At 68.8% G+C, this 20,477-nt stretch carries 18 protein-coding genes and 1 riboswitch; of the genes, 11 read left to right on the forward strand and 7 right to left on the reverse strand.

Going from position 1 to position 20,477, the window contains the following annotated elements; all coding sequences use genetic code 11:
* Positions 1–38 precede the first annotated feature (38 nt).
* Positions 39–1,325, reverse strand: coding sequence for a 4-aminobutyrate--2-oxoglutarate transaminase (gabT, locus tag HIR79_RS16485; protein ID WP_169959172.1), 1,287 nt, complete (start codon positions 1,323–1,325; stop codon positions 39–41).
* Between the two features lie 37 nt (positions 1,326–1,362).
* On the reverse strand, positions 1,363–2,817 hold the full coding sequence (locus HIR79_RS16490; protein ID WP_169959173.1) for an NAD-dependent succinate-semialdehyde dehydrogenase: 1,455 nt from the start codon (positions 2,815–2,817) through the stop codon (positions 1,363–1,365).
* Positions 2,818–2,957: 140 nt separating this feature from the next.
* On the opposite strand from HIR79_RS16490, the gene HIR79_RS16495 reads away from it, so the two are divergent.
* The 8 genes from HIR79_RS16495 to HIR79_RS16530 all read left to right on the forward strand — a co-directional run bounded on the left by HIR79_RS16495 (position 2,958) and on the right by HIR79_RS16530 (position 13,505).
* Complete coding sequence (locus HIR79_RS16495; protein WP_169959174.1) at positions 2,958–4,382, forward strand: aminotransferase-like domain-containing protein; 1,425 nt, start codon at positions 2,958–2,960, stop codon at positions 4,380–4,382.
* 448 nt (positions 4,383–4,830) lie between these two features.
* Positions 4,831–5,850: a TRAP transporter substrate-binding protein DctP gene (dctP, locus tag HIR79_RS16500; RefSeq protein ID WP_169959175.1), complete on the forward strand. Its 1,020-nt coding sequence runs from the start codon at positions 4,831–4,833 to the stop codon at positions 5,848–5,850.
* Positions 5,843–6,388, forward strand: a complete 546-nt coding sequence (locus tag HIR79_RS16505; protein ID WP_169959176.1) for a TRAP transporter small permease subunit — start codon at positions 5,843–5,845, stop codon at positions 6,386–6,388. The genes dctP and HIR79_RS16505 overlap by 8 nt, the downstream gene beginning before the upstream one ends.
* Before the next feature lie 61 nt (positions 6,389–6,449).
* The gene (locus tag HIR79_RS16510; RefSeq protein WP_169959177.1) at positions 6,450–7,769 is read left to right on the forward strand and encodes a TRAP transporter large permease; all 1,320 of its coding nucleotides are present in this window, start codon (positions 6,450–6,452) and stop codon (positions 7,767–7,769) included.
* 156 nt (positions 7,770–7,925) lie between these two features.
* Positions 7,926–8,204: an XRE family transcriptional regulator gene (locus tag HIR79_RS18705; RefSeq protein ID WP_169959178.1), complete on the forward strand. Its 279-nt coding sequence runs from the start codon at positions 7,926–7,928 to the stop codon at positions 8,202–8,204.
* A 229-nt stretch (positions 8,205–8,433) separates the two neighbouring features.
* Positions 8,434–9,213 (forward strand): sulfate reduction electron transfer complex DsrMKJOP subunit DsrO, encoded by a 780-nt coding sequence (gene dsrO, locus HIR79_RS16520; protein ID WP_169959179.1) that lies wholly within the window; start codon positions 8,434–8,436, stop codon positions 9,211–9,213.
* Complete coding sequence (gene nrfD, locus HIR79_RS16525) at positions 9,194–10,402, forward strand: NrfD/PsrC family molybdoenzyme membrane anchor subunit (protein ID WP_169959180.1); 1,209 nt, start codon at positions 9,194–9,196, stop codon at positions 10,400–10,402. Before dsrO ends, nrfD begins: the two co-directional genes overlap by 20 nt.
* Positions 10,395–13,505 (forward strand): molybdopterin dinucleotide binding domain-containing protein, encoded by a 3,111-nt coding sequence (locus tag HIR79_RS16530; protein WP_169959181.1) that lies wholly within the window; start codon positions 10,395–10,397, stop codon positions 13,503–13,505. The genes nrfD and HIR79_RS16530 overlap by 8 nt, the downstream gene beginning before the upstream one ends.
* A 111-nt stretch (positions 13,506–13,616) precedes the next feature.
* Here HIR79_RS16530 and ilvD read toward each other — a convergent pair whose 3' ends face one another.
* Complete coding sequence (gene ilvD / locus HIR79_RS16535; RefSeq protein ID WP_169959182.1) at positions 13,617–15,305, reverse strand: dihydroxy-acid dehydratase; 1,689 nt, start codon at positions 15,303–15,305, stop codon at positions 13,617–13,619.
* Between the two features lie 182 nt (positions 15,306–15,487).
* Here ilvD and HIR79_RS16540 point away from each other — a divergent pair, with 182 nt between their 5' ends.
* The 3 genes from HIR79_RS16540 (at position 15,488) to HIR79_RS16550 (ending at position 16,660) form a co-directional block, all read left to right on the forward strand.
* A complete protein-coding gene (locus HIR79_RS16540; RefSeq protein WP_169959183.1) occupies positions 15,488–15,850 on the forward strand; it encodes a DUF5362 family protein in 363 nt (120 codons plus the stop codon).
* Positions 15,851–15,965: 115 nt separating this feature from the next.
* Positions 15,966–16,253, forward strand: coding sequence for a type II toxin-antitoxin system HigB family toxin (locus HIR79_RS16545; RefSeq protein WP_169959184.1), 288 nt, complete (start codon positions 15,966–15,968; stop codon positions 16,251–16,253).
* Between the two features lie 2 nt (positions 16,254–16,255).
* Positions 16,256–16,660, forward strand: coding sequence for a helix-turn-helix domain-containing protein (locus HIR79_RS16550; protein WP_169959185.1), 405 nt, complete (start codon positions 16,256–16,258; stop codon positions 16,658–16,660).
* Between the two features lie 69 nt (positions 16,661–16,729).
* On the opposite strand, the gene HIR79_RS16555 is transcribed toward HIR79_RS16550, so the two are convergent.
* From HIR79_RS16555 to HIR79_RS16570, 4 genes are all read right to left on the reverse strand, one after another.
* On the reverse strand, positions 16,730–17,425 hold the full coding sequence (locus tag HIR79_RS16555; RefSeq protein WP_169959186.1) for a TenA family protein: 696 nt from the start codon (positions 17,423–17,425) through the stop codon (positions 16,730–16,732).
* Positions 17,422–18,828 carry a sodium:solute symporter family transporter gene (locus HIR79_RS16560; protein WP_169959187.1) on the reverse strand — a complete coding sequence of 469 codons (1,407 nt, stop codon included), beginning with the start codon at positions 18,826–18,828 and terminating at the stop codon, positions 17,422–17,424. Before HIR79_RS16560 ends, HIR79_RS16555 begins: the two co-directional genes overlap by 4 nt.
* Positions 18,818–18,928: riboswitch (TPP riboswitch) on the reverse strand. Its footprint overlaps the gene before it by 11 nt.
* 95 nt (positions 18,929–19,023) lie before the next feature.
* Positions 19,024–19,779 (reverse strand): HNH endonuclease, encoded by a 756-nt coding sequence (locus HIR79_RS16565; protein WP_110069547.1) that lies wholly within the window; start codon positions 19,777–19,779, stop codon positions 19,024–19,026.
* A 70-nt stretch (positions 19,780–19,849) separates the two neighbouring features.
* Positions 19,850–20,437, reverse strand: coding sequence for a peroxidase-related enzyme (locus HIR79_RS16570; protein WP_169959188.1), 588 nt, complete (start codon positions 20,435–20,437; stop codon positions 19,850–19,852).
* Positions 20,438–20,477 lie beyond the last annotated feature (40 nt).

Below are 20,477 nucleotides of genomic sequence, written 5' to 3' on the forward strand. Positions count from 1 at the left end.
ACGAACGGAAGGGACTGGCCGGGCGCGCCCGGCCCGCCTCAGGCGGTGATCGCCTCGAGAGAGCGCTCGATGATGGCGAGCCCCTCCTCCAGCACCGCGGAAGGGGCGGTGATCGGCACCAGCACGCGGATGGTGTTGCCGTAGAAGCCGCATGAGAGCAGGATCAGCCCCTGCTCGCGGGCCTTGGCGCACAGCGCCTGGGCCTGGGCCGGGTCCGGCCGGCCCTCGGCGTCGAGCAGCTCGAAGGCCGCCATGGCGCCCAGGTTGCGCGCATGGCCCACCGGGGCGAAGCGCTCCTGCCAGACCGCGAAGCGCTCGGCCAGCATGCGGCCCATCTGCTCGCTGCGCTCGAGGATGTTCTCCTCCTCGATGGCGTCGAACACCGCCAGCGCGGCCGCGCAGGAGAGCGGGTTGCCGCTGTAGGTGCCGCCCAGGGAGCCCGCCCCGGAGGAGTCCATCACCTCGGCGGTGCCCACCACCGCCGAGAGCGGCATGCCGTTGGCCAGGGACTTGGCGGTGGTCAGCATGTCGGCCTCGATGCCGCTGTGCTCCAGCGCGAAGAGCTTGCCGGTACGCGCGAAGCCCGACTGCACCTCGTCGACGATCAGCAGGATGCCGTGGCGGTCGCAGAGCGCGCGCAGCGCCTTGAGGTACTCGGGCGAGGCGATATAGAAGCCGCCCTCCCCCTGCACCGGCTCGATGACGATGGCCGCCACCCGGTGGGCCGGGATGTCGGTCTTGAAGAGCTTCTCGATGCCCGCCAGGGCCATCTCGTCGCTGATGCCGTGCAGCGGGTTGGGGTAAGGCGCGCGATAGACGTCACCCGGCATCGGGCCGAAGTCGTTCTTGTAGGGCAGCACCTTGCCGGTCATGGCCAGGGTCATCATGGTGCGGCCGTGGAAGGCGCCGTCGAAGGTGATGACGCCGGAGCGGCCGGTGGCGGCGCGGGCGATCTTGACCGCGTTCTCCAGCGCCTCGGCGCCGGTGTTGACCAGCATCGCCTTGCGCTCCGGGCCCTTGACTGGGGCCTTCTCGCAGAGCCGCTGGCAGAGCTGGATATAGGGGGCGTAGGAGATCACCGCCGAGCAGGTGTGCATGACGCGCTCGAGCTGGTCCTGCACGGCCTTGACGATGCGCGGGTGGCGGTGGCCCAGGTTGAGCACGCCGATGCCGCCGGCGAAGTCGATCCAGCGCTGGCCATCCTCGTCCCACAGCTCGGCGTTCTCGGCGCGGGCCACGAACTGGGCGGTGGGGGTGGCGGCGCCGTTGGCCACGAAGCGCTTCTTGAGCTCGTTGAGCTCGGCGTTGGTGAAGGTCTGGGTCATGGTGAGATCCTGGCAGAGAGTGGGTGACACGGCGGGCTCAGAGCCCACCCACGCAGACGTACTTGAGCTCGGTGAACTCCTCGAGGCCGTGGCGCGAGCCCTCGCGGCCGAGGCCCGACTCCTTGACGCCGCCGAAGGGGGCAAGCTCGGTGGAGATGATCCCCTCGTTGACGCCGACCATGCCGTACTCGAGCCCCTCCATGACGCGCCAGATACGGCGGTAGTCGCGGGCATAGAAGTAGGCGGCAAGGCCAAAGGGGGTGTCGTTGGCCATGGCGATCGCCTCCTCCTCGTCGCGGAAGCGGAACACCGGCGCCAGCGGGCCGAAGGTCTCCTCGCTGGCCACGTTCATCTCCGGGGTGGCATCGGCGATCACGGTGGGGGCGTAGAAGCTCTGGCCCAGCGCATGGGGCGTGCCGCCGCACAGCAGCCGCCCGCCCTTGGCCACGGCGTCATCCACGTGACGCTGTACCTTGTCGACGGCGGCCTGGTTGATCAGCGGGCCGATCATCACGCCCGGCTCGCGGCCGTCACCCACCGGCATCGCCGCGACCTTCGCGGCCAGGGCCTCGACGAAGGCGTCGTAGATTCCCTCCTGGACCAGGAAGCGGTTGGTGCAGACGCAGGTCTGGCCGGCGTTGCGGTACTTGGAGGCGATGGCCCCGGCCACGGCGGCGTCGAGGTCAGCGTCGTCGAAGACGATGAAGGGGGCGTTGCCGCCGAGCTCCATGGAGGCCTTCTTGACGGTGCCGGCGCACTGGGCCAGCAGCTTCTTGCCCACCGGGGTGGAGCCGGTGAAGGAGACCTTGCGCACGCGGGGGTCGGTGGTCAGCACCTCGCCCACCGACGCGGGGCTCGCCGCGGTGACCACGTTGATCACCCCGGCCGGGATGCCGGCCTCGCGGGCCAGGCGCGCCAGGGCCAGGGCGGTGAGCGGGGTCGCCTCGGCGGGCTTGATCACCACGGTGCAGCCGGCGGCGATGGCCGGGGCGCACTTGCGGGTGATCATCGCCATGGGGAAGTTCCAGGGCGTGATGGCCGCCACCACGCCGATCGGCTCGCGCAGCACCAGCAGGCGCTTGTCGGCGGCATGGGTCGGCAGGGTCTCGCCGGCCATGCGCTTGGCCTCCTCGGCGAAGTACTCGATGAAGCTGGCGCCGTAGGTCACCTCGCCGCGGGATTCCGCCAGCGGCTTGCCCTGCTCCAGGGTCATCAGCTCGGCCAGCCCCTCGGCCTCTTCCTGGATGCGCAGGAACCAGGCGCGCAGCAGGGCGGCGCGCTCCTTGGCCGTGGTCTTCTTCCAGGCGGCGCCGGCCGCCTCGGCGGCGGCCACCGCCTGGCGGGTCTCGTCGGCACCCAGGTCGGCCACCTGGACCAGCCGCTCACCGGTGGCGGGGTTGGTCACGGGGAAGCTTGCGCTGCCGGTCAGCCAGGCCTCGCCCACCAGGGCGGCGGCCGTGCCGTCGATCAACAGCGAGTCGATCAGCGTCATGGGGGTCTCCTCTTGTCGGTATGGGGAAGCACGCTAGCAGCAAGGCGACCCGCCACCTATGGACCACTTCCCCGGCCAGGTGGACCAATCCTCACCCGCAGGGGATAATCGCCACACCCCGCGCCACCGTTGCCACCGCCATGCCGCCCCAGGTCTCCCTCGCCCCGCTTCTCGCCCGCGTCAGCCAGCAGCCCGAACGCCTGGGCAAGGGCGTACGCATCGAGCAGGCCCTGCGCCTGACGATCCTGCACGACTGGCCCGACGGCAGCCGGATGCCCTCCCACCGGCTGCTCTGCCAGGAGCTGAAGGTCGCGCGCAACACCCTGGCCCAGGCCATGCGGCGACTGGGGGAGGAGGGGCTCATCTTCACCGGGCAGGGCCAGGGCACCTGGACTCGCCGCCCGGTCACGCCGGACCCGACGCCGGCCGACGCCGCCCCGCGCCTCTCGACCCGGGCCGCCGCCATCCTGGACGCCCCCAGTGCCAGCGCCATCCAGAGCGGCGCCTTCATGCCCGGCATCCCGGACATCACCCAGTTCCCCATGGCCAAGTGGCGCGAGCTCTATGCCAGCGTCACCGTGCCGCGCAACGCCCTGCTGCTCTCCTACTCCGGCGGCGGCTACGGCCCGCTCAAGCGCGCCATCCGCGACTTCCTGTGGCGCTGGCGCCGGCTGGAGTGCGAGACCGACCAGATCATCATCACCGAGGGCACCCACAACGGCATCGAGCTCTGCGCCCTGGCGCTCACCGACGTGGGTGACCGGGTGCTGATGGAGTCCCCCTGCTACTGGGGGGCGCGCAACGTCTTCACTGCCGTGGGCGCCAGGGTCGACCAGCTCGCCTGGTCCCCGGAGGCGGGCCACGCCCCCGGGGAGGCGAACGCCCCGGTGCGGCTGGCCTACTTCACCGGCTCGCACCACTACCCGCTCAGCGTGCCCACCTCCCGAGCGCACCGGCAGGCGCTCTGCGCGCGCCTTGCGCCCGACTTCGTGCTGGAGGATGACTACGAGTTCACCGGCGAGGATGGCGCCAACCTGATGTTCGACGGCCGCTCGCCCCGGCACCTGCTGGTCGGCTCCTTCTCCAAGCTGATGTTCCCCGGCCTGCGCCTGGGCTACCTGGTGGCCCCCCGGTCGCTGGTGGCGCCACTCAACCAGCTGCGCAGCGAGGTGTTCCGCGAGGGGCGCCTGCTGGACCAGGCCGCCCTGGCCCAGTTCATCGCCGAGGGGGAGCTGGACGCCTGGTACCGCCGTATCCAACGCGACTACCTGGCCCGCCAGCAGGTGATGCACGACCAGCTGGTGCAGGTGCCCGGCGTGCTCCACGTCTCCCCGCCCAGCCACTCCATCAGCCTCTGCGTGCAGTTCGCGCCGGAGGTGGATGACCGGCGCGTCGCCAGCCGCCTGCTGCAATCCCACCTCATCACCCGCCCGCTGAGCCCGGCCTGCGCCCCCGACGACCCGCGCAGCGGCCTGATCCTCGGCATCGGCATGCTCTCCGGCAACACCCTGGCCAGCGAAGCGGTACGCCTGCGCCACGTGCTGACGCGCTGCCTGGGGAGCTGACGCCCTGCCGCCCCTCTGCCACGCCAGCGCCCCCTTCTGCCCCACCCCCGCGGCTCGACCAAAGTTCCATGGCCATCCCCCATTCCCCTCAACACCCCGCCAGGCGTCCGTCAAGGCACCACGGGCAGCCGCCGCGGCCCGATTGGTCCATTTCGACGCGGCATTGGTCCATAGGCCGGCCTTGTCGATGCTGCTAGCGTGCTTTCCGTGCCTGAGGTGAACGGAAGCCGCTGCGACAAGGCCGCGGCGCCCTTCCGAAGAGTGTTAGCAGGGTAAAAATACCGACGCTAAATATAGAAATAACGGGAAAATTTCTATGGTCTGTATTTTTATCTTATGCTTAACTCGAATCACCGATGCACAATCGGCATCAAGGCTCGGACTCGCCGCCCGACAGCGAACAAGCAGACAACGAACAATCCGAAGAACCGACCACCAAGAGGCCTCCATGAAACTCTCCACCCTGTTCAAAGGCACCCTGACCACTTCGATCGCGGCATCCCTGATCGCCAGCCAGCTGGCCTACGCCGACAACATCCGTCTGCGCATGCACACCTTCTACGGCACCGAGGTGGATTCGATCGCCGCCGACCTGCGCGACCGGCTGCAGGAGGCCAGCGACGGCTCCATCCGCCTGCAGTTCTTCCGCGGCGGCGAGCTGGTTGACAGCGACCAGTTCGTGGATGCCGTGGCGCGCGGCACCATCGACATCGCCCACGGCGTCGGCAGCTACTGGCCGGGCCGCGTGGGCATCGGCACCATCGAGGGTGGCCTGCCGGGCGCCTGGGTCTCCGCCGACGAGGCCCGCGACATCTTCGCCAACCAGGGGCTGGACGAGCTGATCGCCGAGGCCTACGAGGAGCAGGGGGTCAAGCTGATCGGCCGCGGCTTCGGCAGCGACTATGGCCTGCTGACCCGCGAACCGGTCACCAGCCTCGATGACCTGCGCTCCATGCGCATCCGCGCCACCAGCTCCATCGCCACCGTGCTGGAGCAGTTCGATGTTCCCACCGTCTTCCTGCCCGGCCAGGAGCTCTACGTGGCGCTCTCCACCGGCGTGATCGACGGCGCCGTCTACGGCGGCCCGGTGGAGTACGAGCAGCTCAAGCTGCACGAGGTGGCCAAGCACTACACCGACATCAACCTGCTCAACCCGGGCTGGACCGAGAACGCGCTGATCAACCCGCGCACCTGGGAGCGCATGACCGAGGAGCAGCAGACCATCCTGACCGAGGCGCTCGACCAGTACCTGCTCGACGTTCATCAGTGGCTGGAAGAGGGCAACCGCGCCGTGATCGAGGCGGGCGAGCTCTTCGAGATCGCCGAGCTGCCGGAAGAGGACTCCCGCCGCCTGGCCGAGGCCGCCCTGCCCATCTGGGAAGCCGAGGCGGAGAAGTCCGAGCGCAACGCCCGCGCCGTGGAGATCCTGATCAACAACGCCATCGAACAGGGACGGATCAGTGAGTAATGTCACCCGCTATCTGAGGGTGCAGGATGGCCTTTCCGACTGGGTCGGGAGGGTCGTCTCCTGGCTGACGCTGGGGATCATCGGCGTGCTGCTGTTCGAGGTGTTGGCACGCTACCTGCTCAACGCCCCCACCGTGTGGGGGCACGAGCTCTCCACCATGTTCTTCGGCGCGCTGAGCATCCTCGCCGGCAGCTACACCCTCCGCCACCAGGGCCACGTCCGCAGCGACGTCGTCTACCGGCTGCTGCCGCCCCGGGGCCAGGCCTTCTGCGACGTGGTGATCTTCGTGCTCGCGCTGGTGGTGCTGGCCGTGGTCTTCCGCATGGCGGTGGACTTCGCCTGGCACGCCTGGCGCATCGGCGAGTTCTCCAACCGCAGCGTCTGGCGCCCGCCGCTCTGGCCGATCAAGGCCACCATCCCGCTCGCCGTGGGACTGCTGATGCTGCAGTGCCTGGCCGAGCTGGTACGCGGCGTGCTGCGCCTGGCCGGCGTGACCTACGACGACCCCCGCGACGACCTCGACGACAGCAACCCCTGACCCTGCGCCCGGGGCGGCTGCGTGCTCGGCCCCGAGGACACTTCATGACAAGAGCGTTCCTATGGCTGAACTCGAGCCCCTGACAATTACCGCCATCATGTTCTTCTCCATGCTGGTGCTCATGGCGATGGGGGCCCCCCTGGCTCTGGCGCTGATGATCTCCGGCATGGGTAGCGCCTACCTCATGTTCGGTCCCGGCGGCCTGGACCTGCTGCTGGCCTCCGCCTACAGCGCCATGGACAACTTCCTGCTGGTCTCCCTGCCGCTGTTCATCTTCATGGGCCTGGTGCTCGAGAGGTCGGGCATCACCGATGACCTCTTCGAGATGATCCACAAGTGGATGGGCGGCATCCCCGGCGGCCTCGGCGTGGGCACGGTGCTGATCTGCGCGCTGATCGCCGCCATGGCCGGCGTCTCCGGCGCTGCCACGGTGAGCCTCGGCATCATCGCCCTGCCCGCCATGCTCAAGCGCGGCTATCACAAGCGCCTGGTCACCGGCACCATCATGGCTGGCGGCGCCCTGGGCTTTCTGATTCCGCCCAGCGTGCTGATGATCGTCTACGCCTTCCTGGCCCGGGAGTCGGTGGGCAAGCTGTTCGCCGCGGGCCTGATGCCCGGGCTGATGCTGGCCGGCATCTACATGGCCTACGTGCTGATCCGCTGCCGGCTCAACCCGGCGCTGGGCCCCGCCACGCCCCCCGAGGATCGCTTCACGACCCGGGAGAAGCTGCAGTCCCTGCGCCACGTCGTGGCCCCCGGGCTGCTGGTGGTCACGGTACTCGGCTGCATCATCGGCGGGGTGACCTCGCCCTCCGAGGCCTCCGCCGTCGGCGCCGCCGGTGCCCTGGTGCTCACCGCCCTGCGCGGCAGGCTCGACTGGAAGCTGCTGCGCTACGTGATGCTCAGCACCACCAGGATCACCGGCATGCTGATCTGGATCGCCATCGCCGCGGTCTTCTTCAGCCGCATCTACATGGGCCTGGGCGCCGGCATGGTGATCAGCGACCTGATCTACGACTACTCCCTGTCGCCCTACACGGTGATCCTCTTCATGCTCTTCAGCTTCTTCCTGCTGGGCATGTTCCTGGATGACTTCGCCATCCTCTTCATCACCGTGCCGCTCTACATCCCCATCGTGCGCGAGCTCGGCTTCGACACCACCTGGTTCGCGGTGCTGTTCATCCTCAGCATGCAGTCCGCCTACCTGACGCCCCCCTTCGGCTACAACCTCTTCTACATGCGGTCGGTGGCTCCCAAGTCCATCACGATAGTGGACATCTATCGCTCCGCCTTCCCTTTCGTGGCCCTGCAGATCCTGGGGCTGGCGCTGATCGTGGCCTTCCCGGGTATCGCCCTGTGGCTGCCCAACCTGCTCTTCTAGCGCCATCTTCGGCACCATCGCGGGGGCCTGCCCGGCCCCCGCCCTTCGCCTGCCGCGGCGTCTTCTTCCTGCCACCAAAGCATCATCGAATCGACACTGGCAAAATCGCCGAAGAGACCCCATAGTGTGCATGTCGCAATCGCCCACTGGAGCATCATGAGTACTGCACGTCACACCCAAAGCGCGGACCTTCTCGACCCCCCGCGAAGAAGCCCTGACCTCGACGTCAGGGACCTGGAAAAACGTACACGCCTCATGCGCATCGTGACTCGGCTGATCGCCGTATCCGACCTCGGCTGCCGAGAGATCGCCCGCCGCGCCGGCCTGCCGGCCCAGAAGGTCAGCGATCTGCTCTCCGGCCGACTGGAGCATCTCTCCGTCGAGGAGCTGCAGATTCTCTACCGCACCATCGACCCGGAGCCGACGGCCCACTGACGCCGCCGCCCCCCATCTCCTATCACGCCCTGCCGGGTCACCGGCGGGGCGTGATGTTTTCCCTTCCCTGTCAGCTACTTGCACCAACATTAATGCAGCATTAAGAGCTTTCTAATCATCTCTTGATGCATGTCAAGCGGCTCGACCCTGGCCGCCGCTAAGCTTTCCGGTGTCACCTTATTTCCCGCCGCAGGGCACGCCCCCGCGACACCCCGCCACCGGAGGCGCCATGGATCACATTCGCCGCTCCCTTCTCGGCCAGCTGGCCCGCCTCAGCGCGGGTGCCGCCCTGATACCGCTCTCAAGCGTTGCCAGCGCCGGCATCAACAGCCAGCCGCCCCGCCGAGAAGGCGACCCCACCAAGCGCTACGGCATGCTCATCGACCTGCGCCAGTGCATCGGCTGCCAGGCCTGCACCGTGTCGTGCCATATCGAGAACGACGCCCCCCTGGGCAAGTTCCGCACCACCGTCTCCCAGTACGAGGTGGAGCATCAGGAGACCGGCGAGCTCGCCACCTTCATGCTGCCGCGCCTGTGCAACCACTGCGAGAACCCGCCCTGCGTGCCGGTCTGCCCGGTCCAGGCGACCTACCAGCAGCAGGACGGCATCGTGGTGGTGGACAGCGACCGCTGCGTGGGATGCGCCTACTGCGTCAACGCCTGCCCCTACGACGCCCGCTTCATCAACGACAGGACCCAGACCGCCGACAAGTGCACCTTCTGCGCCCACCGCCTGGAAGCCGGCCTGCTGCCGGCCTGCGTGGAGAGCTGCGTGGGCGGCGCGCGGATCATCGGCGACATGCGCGACCCCGAGAGCCAGATCAGCCGCATGATCGCCGAGCACCGGGACGAGCTGATGGTGCTGCAGCCCGAAAAGAACACCCTGCCCCAGGTCTTCTACCTCGGCATGGACGAGCGCTTCATCACGCGCCCGCTCGCCGAGCCGGTGGCCCTGGAAGTCCTCGACCCCCACGGCAAGGAGATGGGTTATGAATTCCATGGCCATTGAGCTGCTCGCTCCCCGCTACGCCATCGCCTGGTACCCCTGGGCGGTGCAGTACTTCTTCCTGATCGCCATCTCCTACGCCACCCTCTGGCTGGCGGCCCCGGCGCTGGTGTTCGGCAAGCAGCGCTGGCTGCCCACCGCACGCCTGGCCATGCTGGCCTGCCTGACCACCACCCTGGTGGCCCCAGTGGCGCTGCTCGCCGACCTGCACCAGCCGCTGCGCTTCTGGCACTTCTACGCCTACTCCACCTCGAGCTCCTGGATGTCCATCGGCAGCCTGCTGCTGCCGCTCTACGTGGTGGGCGTGCTGCTGCTCGCCTGGCTGGCCTGGCGCCCCGCGCTGCAGGCCAATCGCCAGGCGCCCGGCCTGCCGGGCCTGGTGGCCCGCCTGCTGTCGTTCGGTGCCGCCCCCACCCCGCGCGCGGCGCTGGTGCTGGTGGGCCTGGGCACCCTCGCGCTCTCCACCAGCATCATGCTCTATACCGGCGCCGAGCTTGCCGTGGTCAAGGCGCGCCCGCTGTGGAACACCGTCTGGCTGCCGCCGATGCTGGTCGCCACCGGCTTTATCGCCGCGGCGGGTCTCGTGCTGGTCTTGAACCGGGTCAGCGGCCTGCGTGACCAGGCCACCATCGGGCAGATGCTCAGGGTGCTGCTGGGCGCCTGTCTGGTGGCCGGCCTCGTCGCCGGCAGCTGGTTCCTGGACGGCATCAACGCCAACGTCGGCTCGGTGGCCGCGGCGCTGGACTCGGTGCGCGAGAGCCCCTCCTGGCGCAGCACCGCCCTCTGGGGCGGCCTGACCGGGGTGGCCCTGTTCGGCGCCGTGCTCTACCTGCTCACCCGCCCCGCCGCCCGCCGCCCGGCCCTCTTCGCCTGGGCCTGGGTGCTGGGTCTGGTGGCCATCCACATGGGCTGGATGTTCCGCTGGGTGGTGCTGATGGACGTGCAGCACGTGGCCCGCAACAGCGCCGGCTTCCACCACTACGGCATCCCCGCCGGCTCCTCCGGCATCCTCGGCATCGTCGGCACCTTCGGCCTGTGGCTCGCCGCGGCCCTGGTGATCGACCTGCTGATCCCGTGGCGCCAGGCGCGCCAGGGCGGCAGCGCCGCCGACGCCTCCCCCTCAGACAGCAACGCACAGCCCGACGCCCAACGCGCTGCACACAACATGGAAGGAGCGCCCCGCCATGGCTAAGTCCCCCGTCGATACCTCACGCCGTCGCTTCATGAAGGGCGCCGTCGCCGCCGGCGGTGCCGCCACCTTCGTCGCCGGCTATTCCGACCCCCTGGCCAAGATGGCCAAGGGCGTGACCGGCAGCGCCGGCGAGAAGCCGAAGGATCCGATCCACGGCAACTCCCTGGCGCCGGAGTACCGGGTCGACCTCGCCACCGGCGAGCTCACCCTCAACCCGGACCAGCGCACCGCCTTCACCATCTGCTACGGCTGCACCACCCAGTGCGGCGTGCGGGTACGCGTCGACAACGAGAGCGACCGGGTGCTGCGCGTCTCCGGCAACCCCTACCACCCGCTCTCCGCCGACGACCACCTGCCCATGCGCACCCCGGTGGCCGAGGCGCTGCGCCACGTCAGCGCCTACGGCGGCCAGGGCCAGGTCAACCGCTCCACCGCCTGCGCCCGCGGCAACGCCATGATGAGCCAGCTGGAGAGCCCCTTCCGCATCGACCACTGCCTCAAGCGGGTGGGCGAGCGCGGCGAGCGCCAGTGGCAGAAGATCTCCTTCGAGCAGCTGATCGAGGAGATCTGCGAGGGCGGCGACCTGTTCGGCGAGGGCCAGGTGGACGGCCTGCGCGCCATCCATGACCACGACACCCTGATCGACCCGGAGAACCCGGAGTTCGGCCCGAAGGCCAACCAGCTGATGGTGATGGAGGCCACCGACTACGGCCGCTCGGAGCTGCTCAAGCGCTTCACCCTCAACGGCTTCGCCACCCGCAACTACGGCCACCACGGCTCCTACTGCGGACTGGCCTTCCGCATGGGCTCCGGTGCCGTGATGAACGACCTGGGCGCCAACGCCCACGTCAAGCCGGACATCCAGAACGCCCGCTTCATCATGTACATCGGCACCGCGCCGAGCCAGGCGGGCAACCCCTTCAAGCGCCAGGGCCGGCTGATCGCCAAGGCGCGCGCCGAGGGCACCCTGGAGTACGTGGTGGTGGACCCGGCGCTCAACGCCGCCGCCTCCCACGCCGCCGACCACAACCGCTGGGTGCCGATCCGCCCCGGCACCGACAGCGCCTTCGCCATGGCCATCATCCAGTGGCTGCTGGACAACGAGGGCTATGCACGGGCGTTCCTCGAGCTGCCCGGCAAGGCTGCCGCGGACGCCGCCGGCGAGGCCACCCACTCCAACGCCACCCACCTGGTGATCGATACCGAAAACCACCCCCGCCGCGGCCGTTTTCTGATGGCCAGCGACCTGGGCCTGGCCGAGGCCGGAAGCGACGCCGATGCCCCCCTGGTGGTGGTCGACGGCGAGCTCGTTCACGGCGAGGAGGCGATGGCCGCCGAGCTCTTCGTCGACCGCGAGGTCGAGCTCGCCGGTTCGTCGGAAGGGCCTGGGAGCACCGTGCGGGTGAAGAGCAGCATGACCCTGCTGCGGGAGTCGGCCAACGAGTACGACCTGGCCACCTATGCCGAGCACTGCGGCATCCCCGAGGCCACCATCGTCGAGCTGGCCGAACGCTACGCCAGCCACGGCCGCCGCGCCGTGGTCAACTGCCACGGCGGCATGATGTCCGGCAACGGCTTCTACGCCGCCTTCGCGGTGCAGATGCTCAACCTGCTGGCCGGCAACTACAACATGAAGGGCGGCAGCGCCGTGGGCGGCGGCCAGTTCAACGGCTTCAGCCAGGGCCCCCGCTACGATCTCGTGGACTTCCCCGGCAAGCGCGGCCCCCAGGGGGTCTTCCTCTCCCGTTCGCGTTTCCCCTACGAGCGCTCCTCGGAGTACCGCCGCAAGGTCGAGGCCGGCGAGAACCCCTACCCGGCCAAGGCGCCGTGGCGCTCCTTCGCCCCGCCCATCCTCACCGAGCACCTGCCCTCGGCGCTGGACGGCTACCCCTACCCGATCAAGGCGCTGATCGGCTGCATGGCCAACCCCATCTACGGCCAGGCCGGGCTCGAGGCGATGATCGCCGACAAGCTCAAGGACCCGAAGCGCCTGGGGCTCTTCGTGGCGGTGGACGGCTTCATCAACGAGACCAACCGCTACGCCGACTACATCGTGCCCGACTCGGTGATGTACGAGGTGTGGGGCTTCACCGGCGCCTGGAAGGGGGCGCTGGGCCGCATGACCACCGCCTGCTGGCCGGTGGTGGAGCCGCGCCAGCAGAAGACCGCCGAGGGCGAGCCGGTGTGCCAGGACAGCTTCTTCATCGCCGTGGCCCGGCGCCTGGGCCTTTCCGGCTTCGGCGACGAGGCGATCCCGGATGCCGACGGCCACCTGCACCCGCTCAACCGCGCCGAGGACTATTACCTGCGCGCCGCGGCCAACATCGCCTACATGGACGAGCCGCTGCCCGAGGCCGACGAGAGCGACGTCGCCCACGGCGGCATCGCCCCGCTGCTGCCGCGGCTCGAGCGCACCCTCAAGGAAGAGGAGCGTGGCCGGGTGGCCTACCTCTACGCCCGCGGCGGGCGCTTCCAGGACGCCAGCGACCACTTCCGGGGCGAGCGGCTGACCAACGCCTGGCGCCGCACCCTGTGCGTCTACAACGAGGTGGTGGGCACCAGCATCGATACCATGAGCGGCAAGCCCAACCGCGGCGTGCCCGGCCACAGCCTGCCGCTGCTGGCCAACCAGCAGACCATGCGCGAGGTGTTCCTCGAGGAGGAGTGGCCGCTGCTCGCCTTCTCGTTCAAATCCAACCTGATGAACTCCTACGCCATCGGCAACGAGCGGCTGCGCATGATCAAGCCCTACAACCCGGTGCAGATGCACCGCGAGGACGCCGAGCGCTACGGCATCAGCCACGGCGATACCATCCGCATCGAGAGCCCCGGCGGCAGCGTGGTGGGCCTGGCGCTGGTCAGCGAGAGCGTGATGCCGGGGTCACTGGGCATCGAGCACGGCTACGGCCACCGGGATCTCGGCGCCACGCCGCATGTGATCGACGGCGAGTCCCAGCCGGACATGCCCTGGCTGCGCGCCGGCATCAACATCAACGACCTGGGCTTCCGGGACCCGACCCGCAACGTGGACGGCACCTGGCTCGAGCCCATCAGCGGCGCCAGCGTGCGCCAGGGCCTGCCGGTGAGGGTCCGCAAGGCCTGAACCCGCCGCGCCCGAACCAACCGAGCCTGGATAAACCACTGAAAGGCAGAGCGCCCCCGCCGGGAAACCGGCGGGGGCGCTGTCGTTGGCGCTTCTGTCAGTCGCGGGGGCTCAGTCGAAGGCGTCGGTGACCGCCCCGGTGCTGGCGGAGCTGACGGTCCTCGCGTACTTGGCCAGCACCCCGCGGGTGTAGCGCGGCGCCGGCTGCTGCCAGGCGGCGCGGCGGCGCATCAGCTCCTCGTCGGAGAGATCGACGTCGATGGTATCGGCCTCGGCGTCGATGGTGATCCGATCGCCATCCTCCACCAGGGCCAGGGGGCCGCCGTCGAAGGCCTCCGGCGTGACGTGGCCGACCACGAAGCCGTGGCTGCCGCCGGAGAAGCGCCCGTCGGTGATCAGCGCCACCGAGTCCCCCAGCCCCCGGCCCATGATCGCCGAGGTGGGGGTGAGCATCTCGCGCATGCCGGGCCCGCCCCTTGGCCCCTCGTAGCGGATCACCACCACGTCGCCCGCCACCACGGTGCCGTCGTTGATGCGCGCCTGGGCCTCCTCCTCGGAGCCGAATACCCGGGCGGTGCCGGAGAAGCGCGTGCCCTCCTTGCCGGTGATCTTGGCCACCGCCCCTTCCGGGGCCAGGTTGCCGAAGAGGATGCGCAGGTGGCTCTCGGCCTTCACCGGGCGATCCAGCGCCGCGATGATCTTCTGGTCATCGGGATAAGTGGCGACATTGGCCAGGTTCTCGGCGAGTGTGCTGCCGGTCACCGTCAGGCAGTCGCCGTGGAGCAGGCCGGCATCGAGCAGGGTCTTCATCAGCGGCTGGATGCCGCCGATGGCGACCAGCTCGCTCATCATGTAGTGGCCGCTGGGGCGCAGGTCGGCCACCACCGGCACGCGCCGCCCGATGCGGGTGAAGTCCTCGAGGGCGAGGTCCACCCCAACGGTGCGGGCCATGCCGATCAGGTGCAGCACCGCATTGGTGGAGCCGCCCAGCGCGATCACCACGGTGATGGCGTTCTCGAAGGCCTCGCGGGTCATGATGTCGGAGGGCTTGAGGTCGCGTTCGAGCAGCGCGAGCACTGCGGCACCGGCCGCCTCGCAGTCCTCGCGCTTGTCGCTGGAGACGGCGTTCTGCGCCGAGCTGCCCGGCAGGCTCATGCCCAGCGCCTCGATGGCCGAGGCCATGGTGTTGGCGGTGTACATGCCGCCGCAGGAGCCGGGGCCGGGGATCGCCGTCTCCTCGATCTGCTTGAGCTCGATCAGGTCGATGTCGCCGCGGCTGTGGGCGCCCATGGCCTCGAACACCGAGACGATATCGGTGTGGCCCTTGCCGGGCAGGATGGTGCCGCCGTAGACGAAGACGCTCGGCCGATTCAGCCGCGCCATCCCCATCAGGCAGCCCGGCATGTTCTTGTCGCAGCCGCCGATGGCCACCAGGCCGTCGAAGCCCTCGCAGCCGGCCACCGTCTCGATGGAGTCGGCGATCACCTCCCGGGAGACCAGGGAGTACTTCATGCCCTCGGTGCCGTTGGCGATGCCGTCGGAGATAGTGATGGTGTTGAAGATCACCCCCTTGCCGCCGGCGGCGTCGGCGCCGTCCCGGGCATGCTCGGCCAGCTCGTTGATGTGGCTGTTGCACGGCGTGACCATGCTCCAGGTGGAGGCGATGCCCACCTGGGGCTTGGTGAAATCCTCATCGGTGAAGCCCACCGCGCGCAGCATGGCGCGGCCGGCCGCCTTGCCGGGGCCGTCTACCACGGAAGCGGAGTGACGGCGGCGGGGATCCTTCGGGGTTTCGCTCATGGCAGGGCTCCTTGTGAAGATGGGGTAACCCTCAGAGGGTGGACCTCAAGGCCCGGCATGACAAGCAATGGTGCCCATGCATCGAAACGGGGCAAGGCCCCTGACGGGCTGCTAGAGTGTCTCGCAGCTCATCGCTACCCCTTGGAATCGATTCGCTCATCAACCACGACAAGGAACGTGACATGGACCCACACTCCCAGGAACTGCTGCGCGACATGGTCGAACCGCTCTATCGCGGCAAGTTCTGGATGCAGCTTACCGGCGTGATGCTGATCCTCTCCGGTATCCTCACCGCCCTCTCCATCGTCGGCCTGGTCGTGGCCTGGATTCCGATCTGGGCGGGCTGGGTGCTGATGCAGGCGGCGGGTGCGGCCGGCCGGGTCTTCGAGAGCGGCGACGCCCGGGACATGAAGTTCGCCCTGGGCAAGCTCAAGACCTACTTCACCATCTTCGGCGTGCTGATCCTCATCTACCTGGCCATCGCCGTGGGCGGAATGCTGTTCGGCGCCGTCGGCATGATGGGCATGATGGGCGGCCACATGTAGTCACCGGAACGACCCCGTCACGAGAGCGCCCCCGCCGGTAAACCGGCGGGGGCGCCATTGCCGTATCCGAAGCCAGAACCTATACTTTATAGCAAAATGCGATAGGGCAGCCGCCATGCATGTCATCACCCAGAAGCGCATCTGGGAAGCCAAGCAGAAATGGCCGCAGGCCGCCTCTGCCCTGGATGCCTGGTATCGGCTCATGAAGTCGAGCGAGCCCGGCAGCTTTGCCGAGATGAAGGCGCTGTTTCCCGCCACCGACAAGGTCGGCCGGCAGCATGTCTTCGATATCGGCGGCAACAAGATTCGTCTCATCGCCGTGGTGCACTATCGCTTCAGGAAGGTCTATATCCAGTACGTCCTCGATCATGCCGAATACGACAGGGACACCTGGAAGGAGTGAACATGAACAGCATCGTCCAACAGGCGGCCGCCCACTGGCGCTTCGTGGCCCCACTGCTCAATGCCCCAGAATCGGAAGACGACTACGATGCCCTGGTCGCAGCGCTCGATGAGCTGCTGGAGCTGGTCGGAGACGACGAGGAGCACCCCCTGGCGAGCCTCGCCTCTCACATGGGTGACCTCATCGAGGAGTACGACGACGCCCACCGCCCGATGCCTGAAGTGAGGGGGGCCGACATGCTCCGCCACCTGATGCAGTGGCACGGCCTCGACCAGTCGAGCCTGCCGGAAGTCGGCACCCAGTCGGTGATCTCGGAGATCCTGAACGGCAAGCGACGCCTGAACGTTCGCCAGATCAAGGCCCTGACCCAGCGCTTTGGGCTGCCCGCCGACCTCTTCCTCGACTGAGGGGCGCCTGCTCTCTTCCCCTGAGCAACGCCCACCGGAACGGCTACCCGCCCTGCCCGCACAACCCGCTCAGCGCGGCACCACGGCGTCGTGGAAGGCACGCTCCTTCGCCACCGTCTCGCGGAAGCATTCGGCCATGCAGGTAAAGGCGCCGTCATCGAGCGTCTCCGCCTCCTCGTCCAGGCGGCGCCGCAGCCAGGCGACGAAGTCCCGGAAGGCGGGGTTGTCGTGCAGGTCGATCCACTCCCCCACCAGCGGGTCCAGCCCCTCGGCGCGGGTGATGCGCAGCGCCCACTCCAGATAGACCCACTCGGTGACCACCAGCGCCGCCAGGATCTCGGCATAGCCTCCGGCGCGGCCGGTCTCGCTCAGCAGCACCTGGAAGGCGCGGGTCTCGGGCAGGTAGTCCGGCGCCTGGCGCTGGGCGACGGGCACCGCGAAGGCCTCGAAGGTGCGCTGGAAAGTGCTGTTCTCGTCGCTGGTCAGCATGCCCATGAACTGCCCCAGCACCACCCGGTCGGCCATGCCCGGCGCACGGCCGATGGCGAAGCCGATCAGCGCGGTGAAGGGGTCCACGAAGCCGTAGTCCTGCACCATGTAGGCGGCGAAGTCGGCACCGGAAATCCGCCCCTCGGCCATGGCGTCGAACAGCGGGTGGTTCACGGTGGCGGACCAGTCGGGCTCGCTGATCTCGCGCAGCCAGTCGGTGAGGCGCGGTGCGTCCTGCTGCGCCGCCCAGGCGGTCCAGTCGGCTCGAGTCGTCATCGGGCATCTCCTTGGAGTGTCGGTTGGAATCTCGCCCCCGGGTACCGCCAGGCGATCAGCAGGCTCACCAGCGTGGAGGCGAGCAGCGCCCCCAGGAAGGGCGGAAGCGTCGGAATGCTCTCCGGGAAGGTGGCCGCCAGCACCCCGGCGGAGAGGCTGCCCAGGGTGATCGAGCCCGGCAGCACCGCGCCGAGCAGTCCGGCCACGCCGCCCGCCACGGCGGCGAGCGGCGACATGCGACGCCACAGGCCCAGCAGCACCGGCACCACGATGGCGGCACACAGCAGGTCGGCGATCAGGAACAGCCGCAGCACCGAGAAGCCCTGCAGCGCCACCCACACCACCGGCAGCATCAGCGCCACCGTGACCAGGCGCGCCGCCCGCACCGAGAGCCCGCGCCGGCCGGAGCTGGCCACCGCCATGGAGGCGATGGCGTTCTGCAGGGTATCGACGCTGGAGGCCACCAGGGTCACCGCCAGCACCAGGGCCGGCAGCGCCAGCCAGGCCGGCGCGGCGGAGAGCAGCGCGAAGAAGGGAATCGGCGGCTCGCCGAGCGGCAGCGCATGCATGGCCGCCACGATGCCGAGCCCGCCGATAGCCATCACCACCAGCAGGCTGCTGGCCCCGCCCAGCAGGGCCCCACGGGCCAGGGCGCGGTCATCCTCGGCGGCCCACACCCGCTGCCAGTAGCCCTGATGGAAGAGGTTGGCCGCGGTGACAGCGATCACCAGGGTGAGCGCCACCGAGAGCGCGCTGCTCGTGGGAATGGAGGGCATCACGGCTTCGGCCGGCATGGGCGGCAGCCACCACCAGGCCACGCCGCCCACCAGCACCAGCAGGGCCAGCAGCAGCCAGGCCTGCCAGCGGTCGGTGGCGAGGCTCGCCCGCAGCCCGCCCAGGGTGGTGTAGACCAGGGTGACCACCGCCACCCCGAGGATCACCAGCGCCGGCGGCACGTCGGAGAGCAGCGCGGCGATGGCGCCGATGGCGGTGAGCTCGGCGGCCAGGAAGATCGCCATGTAGGCCACCGAGACGAAGGAGACCCAGCGCCGCACCCCGGCGCCGTAGCAGGACTCCGCGAACTCGCCGATGCTGCGCCCCTGCGGCAGGTGGCGACGGATCGCCGGGCCGTAGAGCCCCAGCACGATAAAGGGCAGCGACGAGCCGATGGCGTAGCCGGCCAGCGCCACCGGCCCCACGAAGGCGCCGATCTCCGGCGGCGCGAAGAGGATCCAGGCCCCCATGCTGGAGGCCAGGAACGACAGGCCGATGGCCTGGGCGCCCTGGGAGTTGCGGGCGGTGACGTAGTCATCGAGCAGGCCATCGGCCCGGCGGGCCCGCAGGCCCAGGAAAGCAAAGCACAGAAGCGCCGCGCCGAGCACGGCAGACGTCAGGTAAGGCATGTCGCGCTTCCTCCGCCGGTATGAACCGGATCAGGTTCCAGGGTCGGCGCTTGGCCCTCTCAGCCCCCGCGGATGCGGCGGGACTCCCCTGGCGACAAGTGAATGAATTGTGTGGGCCCGCCGCTGTCGGCGACACGACGGGCCGGAGGCATCATAGCGAGGCCATGGGCCGGCGGCCAGGGGTCGCCGGGGGTATCAGCGTCGGAAGCACTCCCGGAAGTGCCAGGCGAGATAGTCTCGGTTCGGAAAGGCGCGAGGGCTCAGGATCAAGGGCTGGCCCTCGAGGTCATGGAGCTGCGCCTTGAGCCGGCCGTTGGGGGCCGCGCCGGTCAGCTCAGGAGAGATGCGAATGCGGTCCCGGTCGTCGATGGCCAGCAGTCCCTTATCGAAGGCGCGGTCATGGAGCGCGTTGAGGCAGAGCCCATTAGCGGGATCGAGGCGAGACTCTGGGCGCGCCTGCCAAGGCACGATATGGCTCGCAATCAGTAGATCCTCGTGACGAAGCCCGGTAATCACGCATCGCGTGTCGTAGCGCACCATCACGGCCTTGCGGAATAGCGACTGCCCAATACGCCGTCGCTGCAGGGCATAGGCCTCGCTGCCGGTGTAATCCTCATCTGCCTCGGCACTATCGCCACAGGGATCGAGCTCTACCCAGGCCGACTCACTCTCGGCGGCGACACTCTTCGGGTCGGCGATAAAGCGCTCCCACAGCAGGCGATCCTGGCGTGAGGCACCCGACAGCCCCTTTTTGCCCAGCGCCCGTACCTCTGGGTCGAGGCTCGCGTAGTTGGAGAGCTTCATGGCCACCGAGCTGGCAGAGCGGCCCATCTGCTCGGCCAGGTGAATGACCTCGGGCCGCTCGCGATGCAACTGACCGAAGCTCAGGCGGCAGTAGAGCGCCAGCGCCTGCAGTCGGTCTTGGTCGCTCCATGCCTTACGCTCTGCCACTGAACATGCCTCGCATCATTCCCCTTTTCATCTTCGAGCGTACCGGCAGCCCTTCTGGATGCCAACGACGTTACTTCTCCCTCGGCACCCGGCCCATCAGGTAGAACTCCTCGTTGGGCGGGGTGCCAGCGAGGGTGACCAGGCGGTTGGACATGCCGAAGAAGGCGGCGATGGCGCCGATGTCCCAGATGTCGTCCTGGGTGAAGCCGACCTCCAGCAGGCGGGTCTGCCACTCGTCGGTGAGCTCGCCGACCTCCAGGCCGCTGTGCATGGCGAAGTCGAGCATCACCCGGTGGCGCTCGCTGAGGCCAGCGACGCGTTGATTGATGGCGACCTGGTCGGCCAGCAGCGGGTCCTTGCTGTAGATGCGCACCAGAGCACCGTGGGCCACCACGCAGTAGAGGCACCGGTTGCGGGCGCTGGTGGCCACCACGATCATCTCCTTCTCCGCCTTGGTGAGGGTGTCGGCCTCCCTCTCCATCAGGGCGTCGTGGTAGGCGAAGAAGGCGCGGAACTCGGCCGGGCGGTGGGCCAGCATCAGGAAGACGTTGGGGATGAAGCCGGCCTTCTCCTGCACCGCCAGCATGGCGTCGCGGATGTCCTCGGGAAGGTCCTGGATCGACTCGGGGATGGGAAAGCGGCTGATGGGCGCGGTCATGATGGCTCCTGGCGTTGTGGTTGTTGTTGGAAACCTCCAG

The organism is Halomonas sp. PGE1 (assembly GCF_013000985.1).
GTDB lineage: Bacteria > Pseudomonadota > Gammaproteobacteria > Pseudomonadales > Halomonadaceae > Halomonas > Halomonas alkalicola.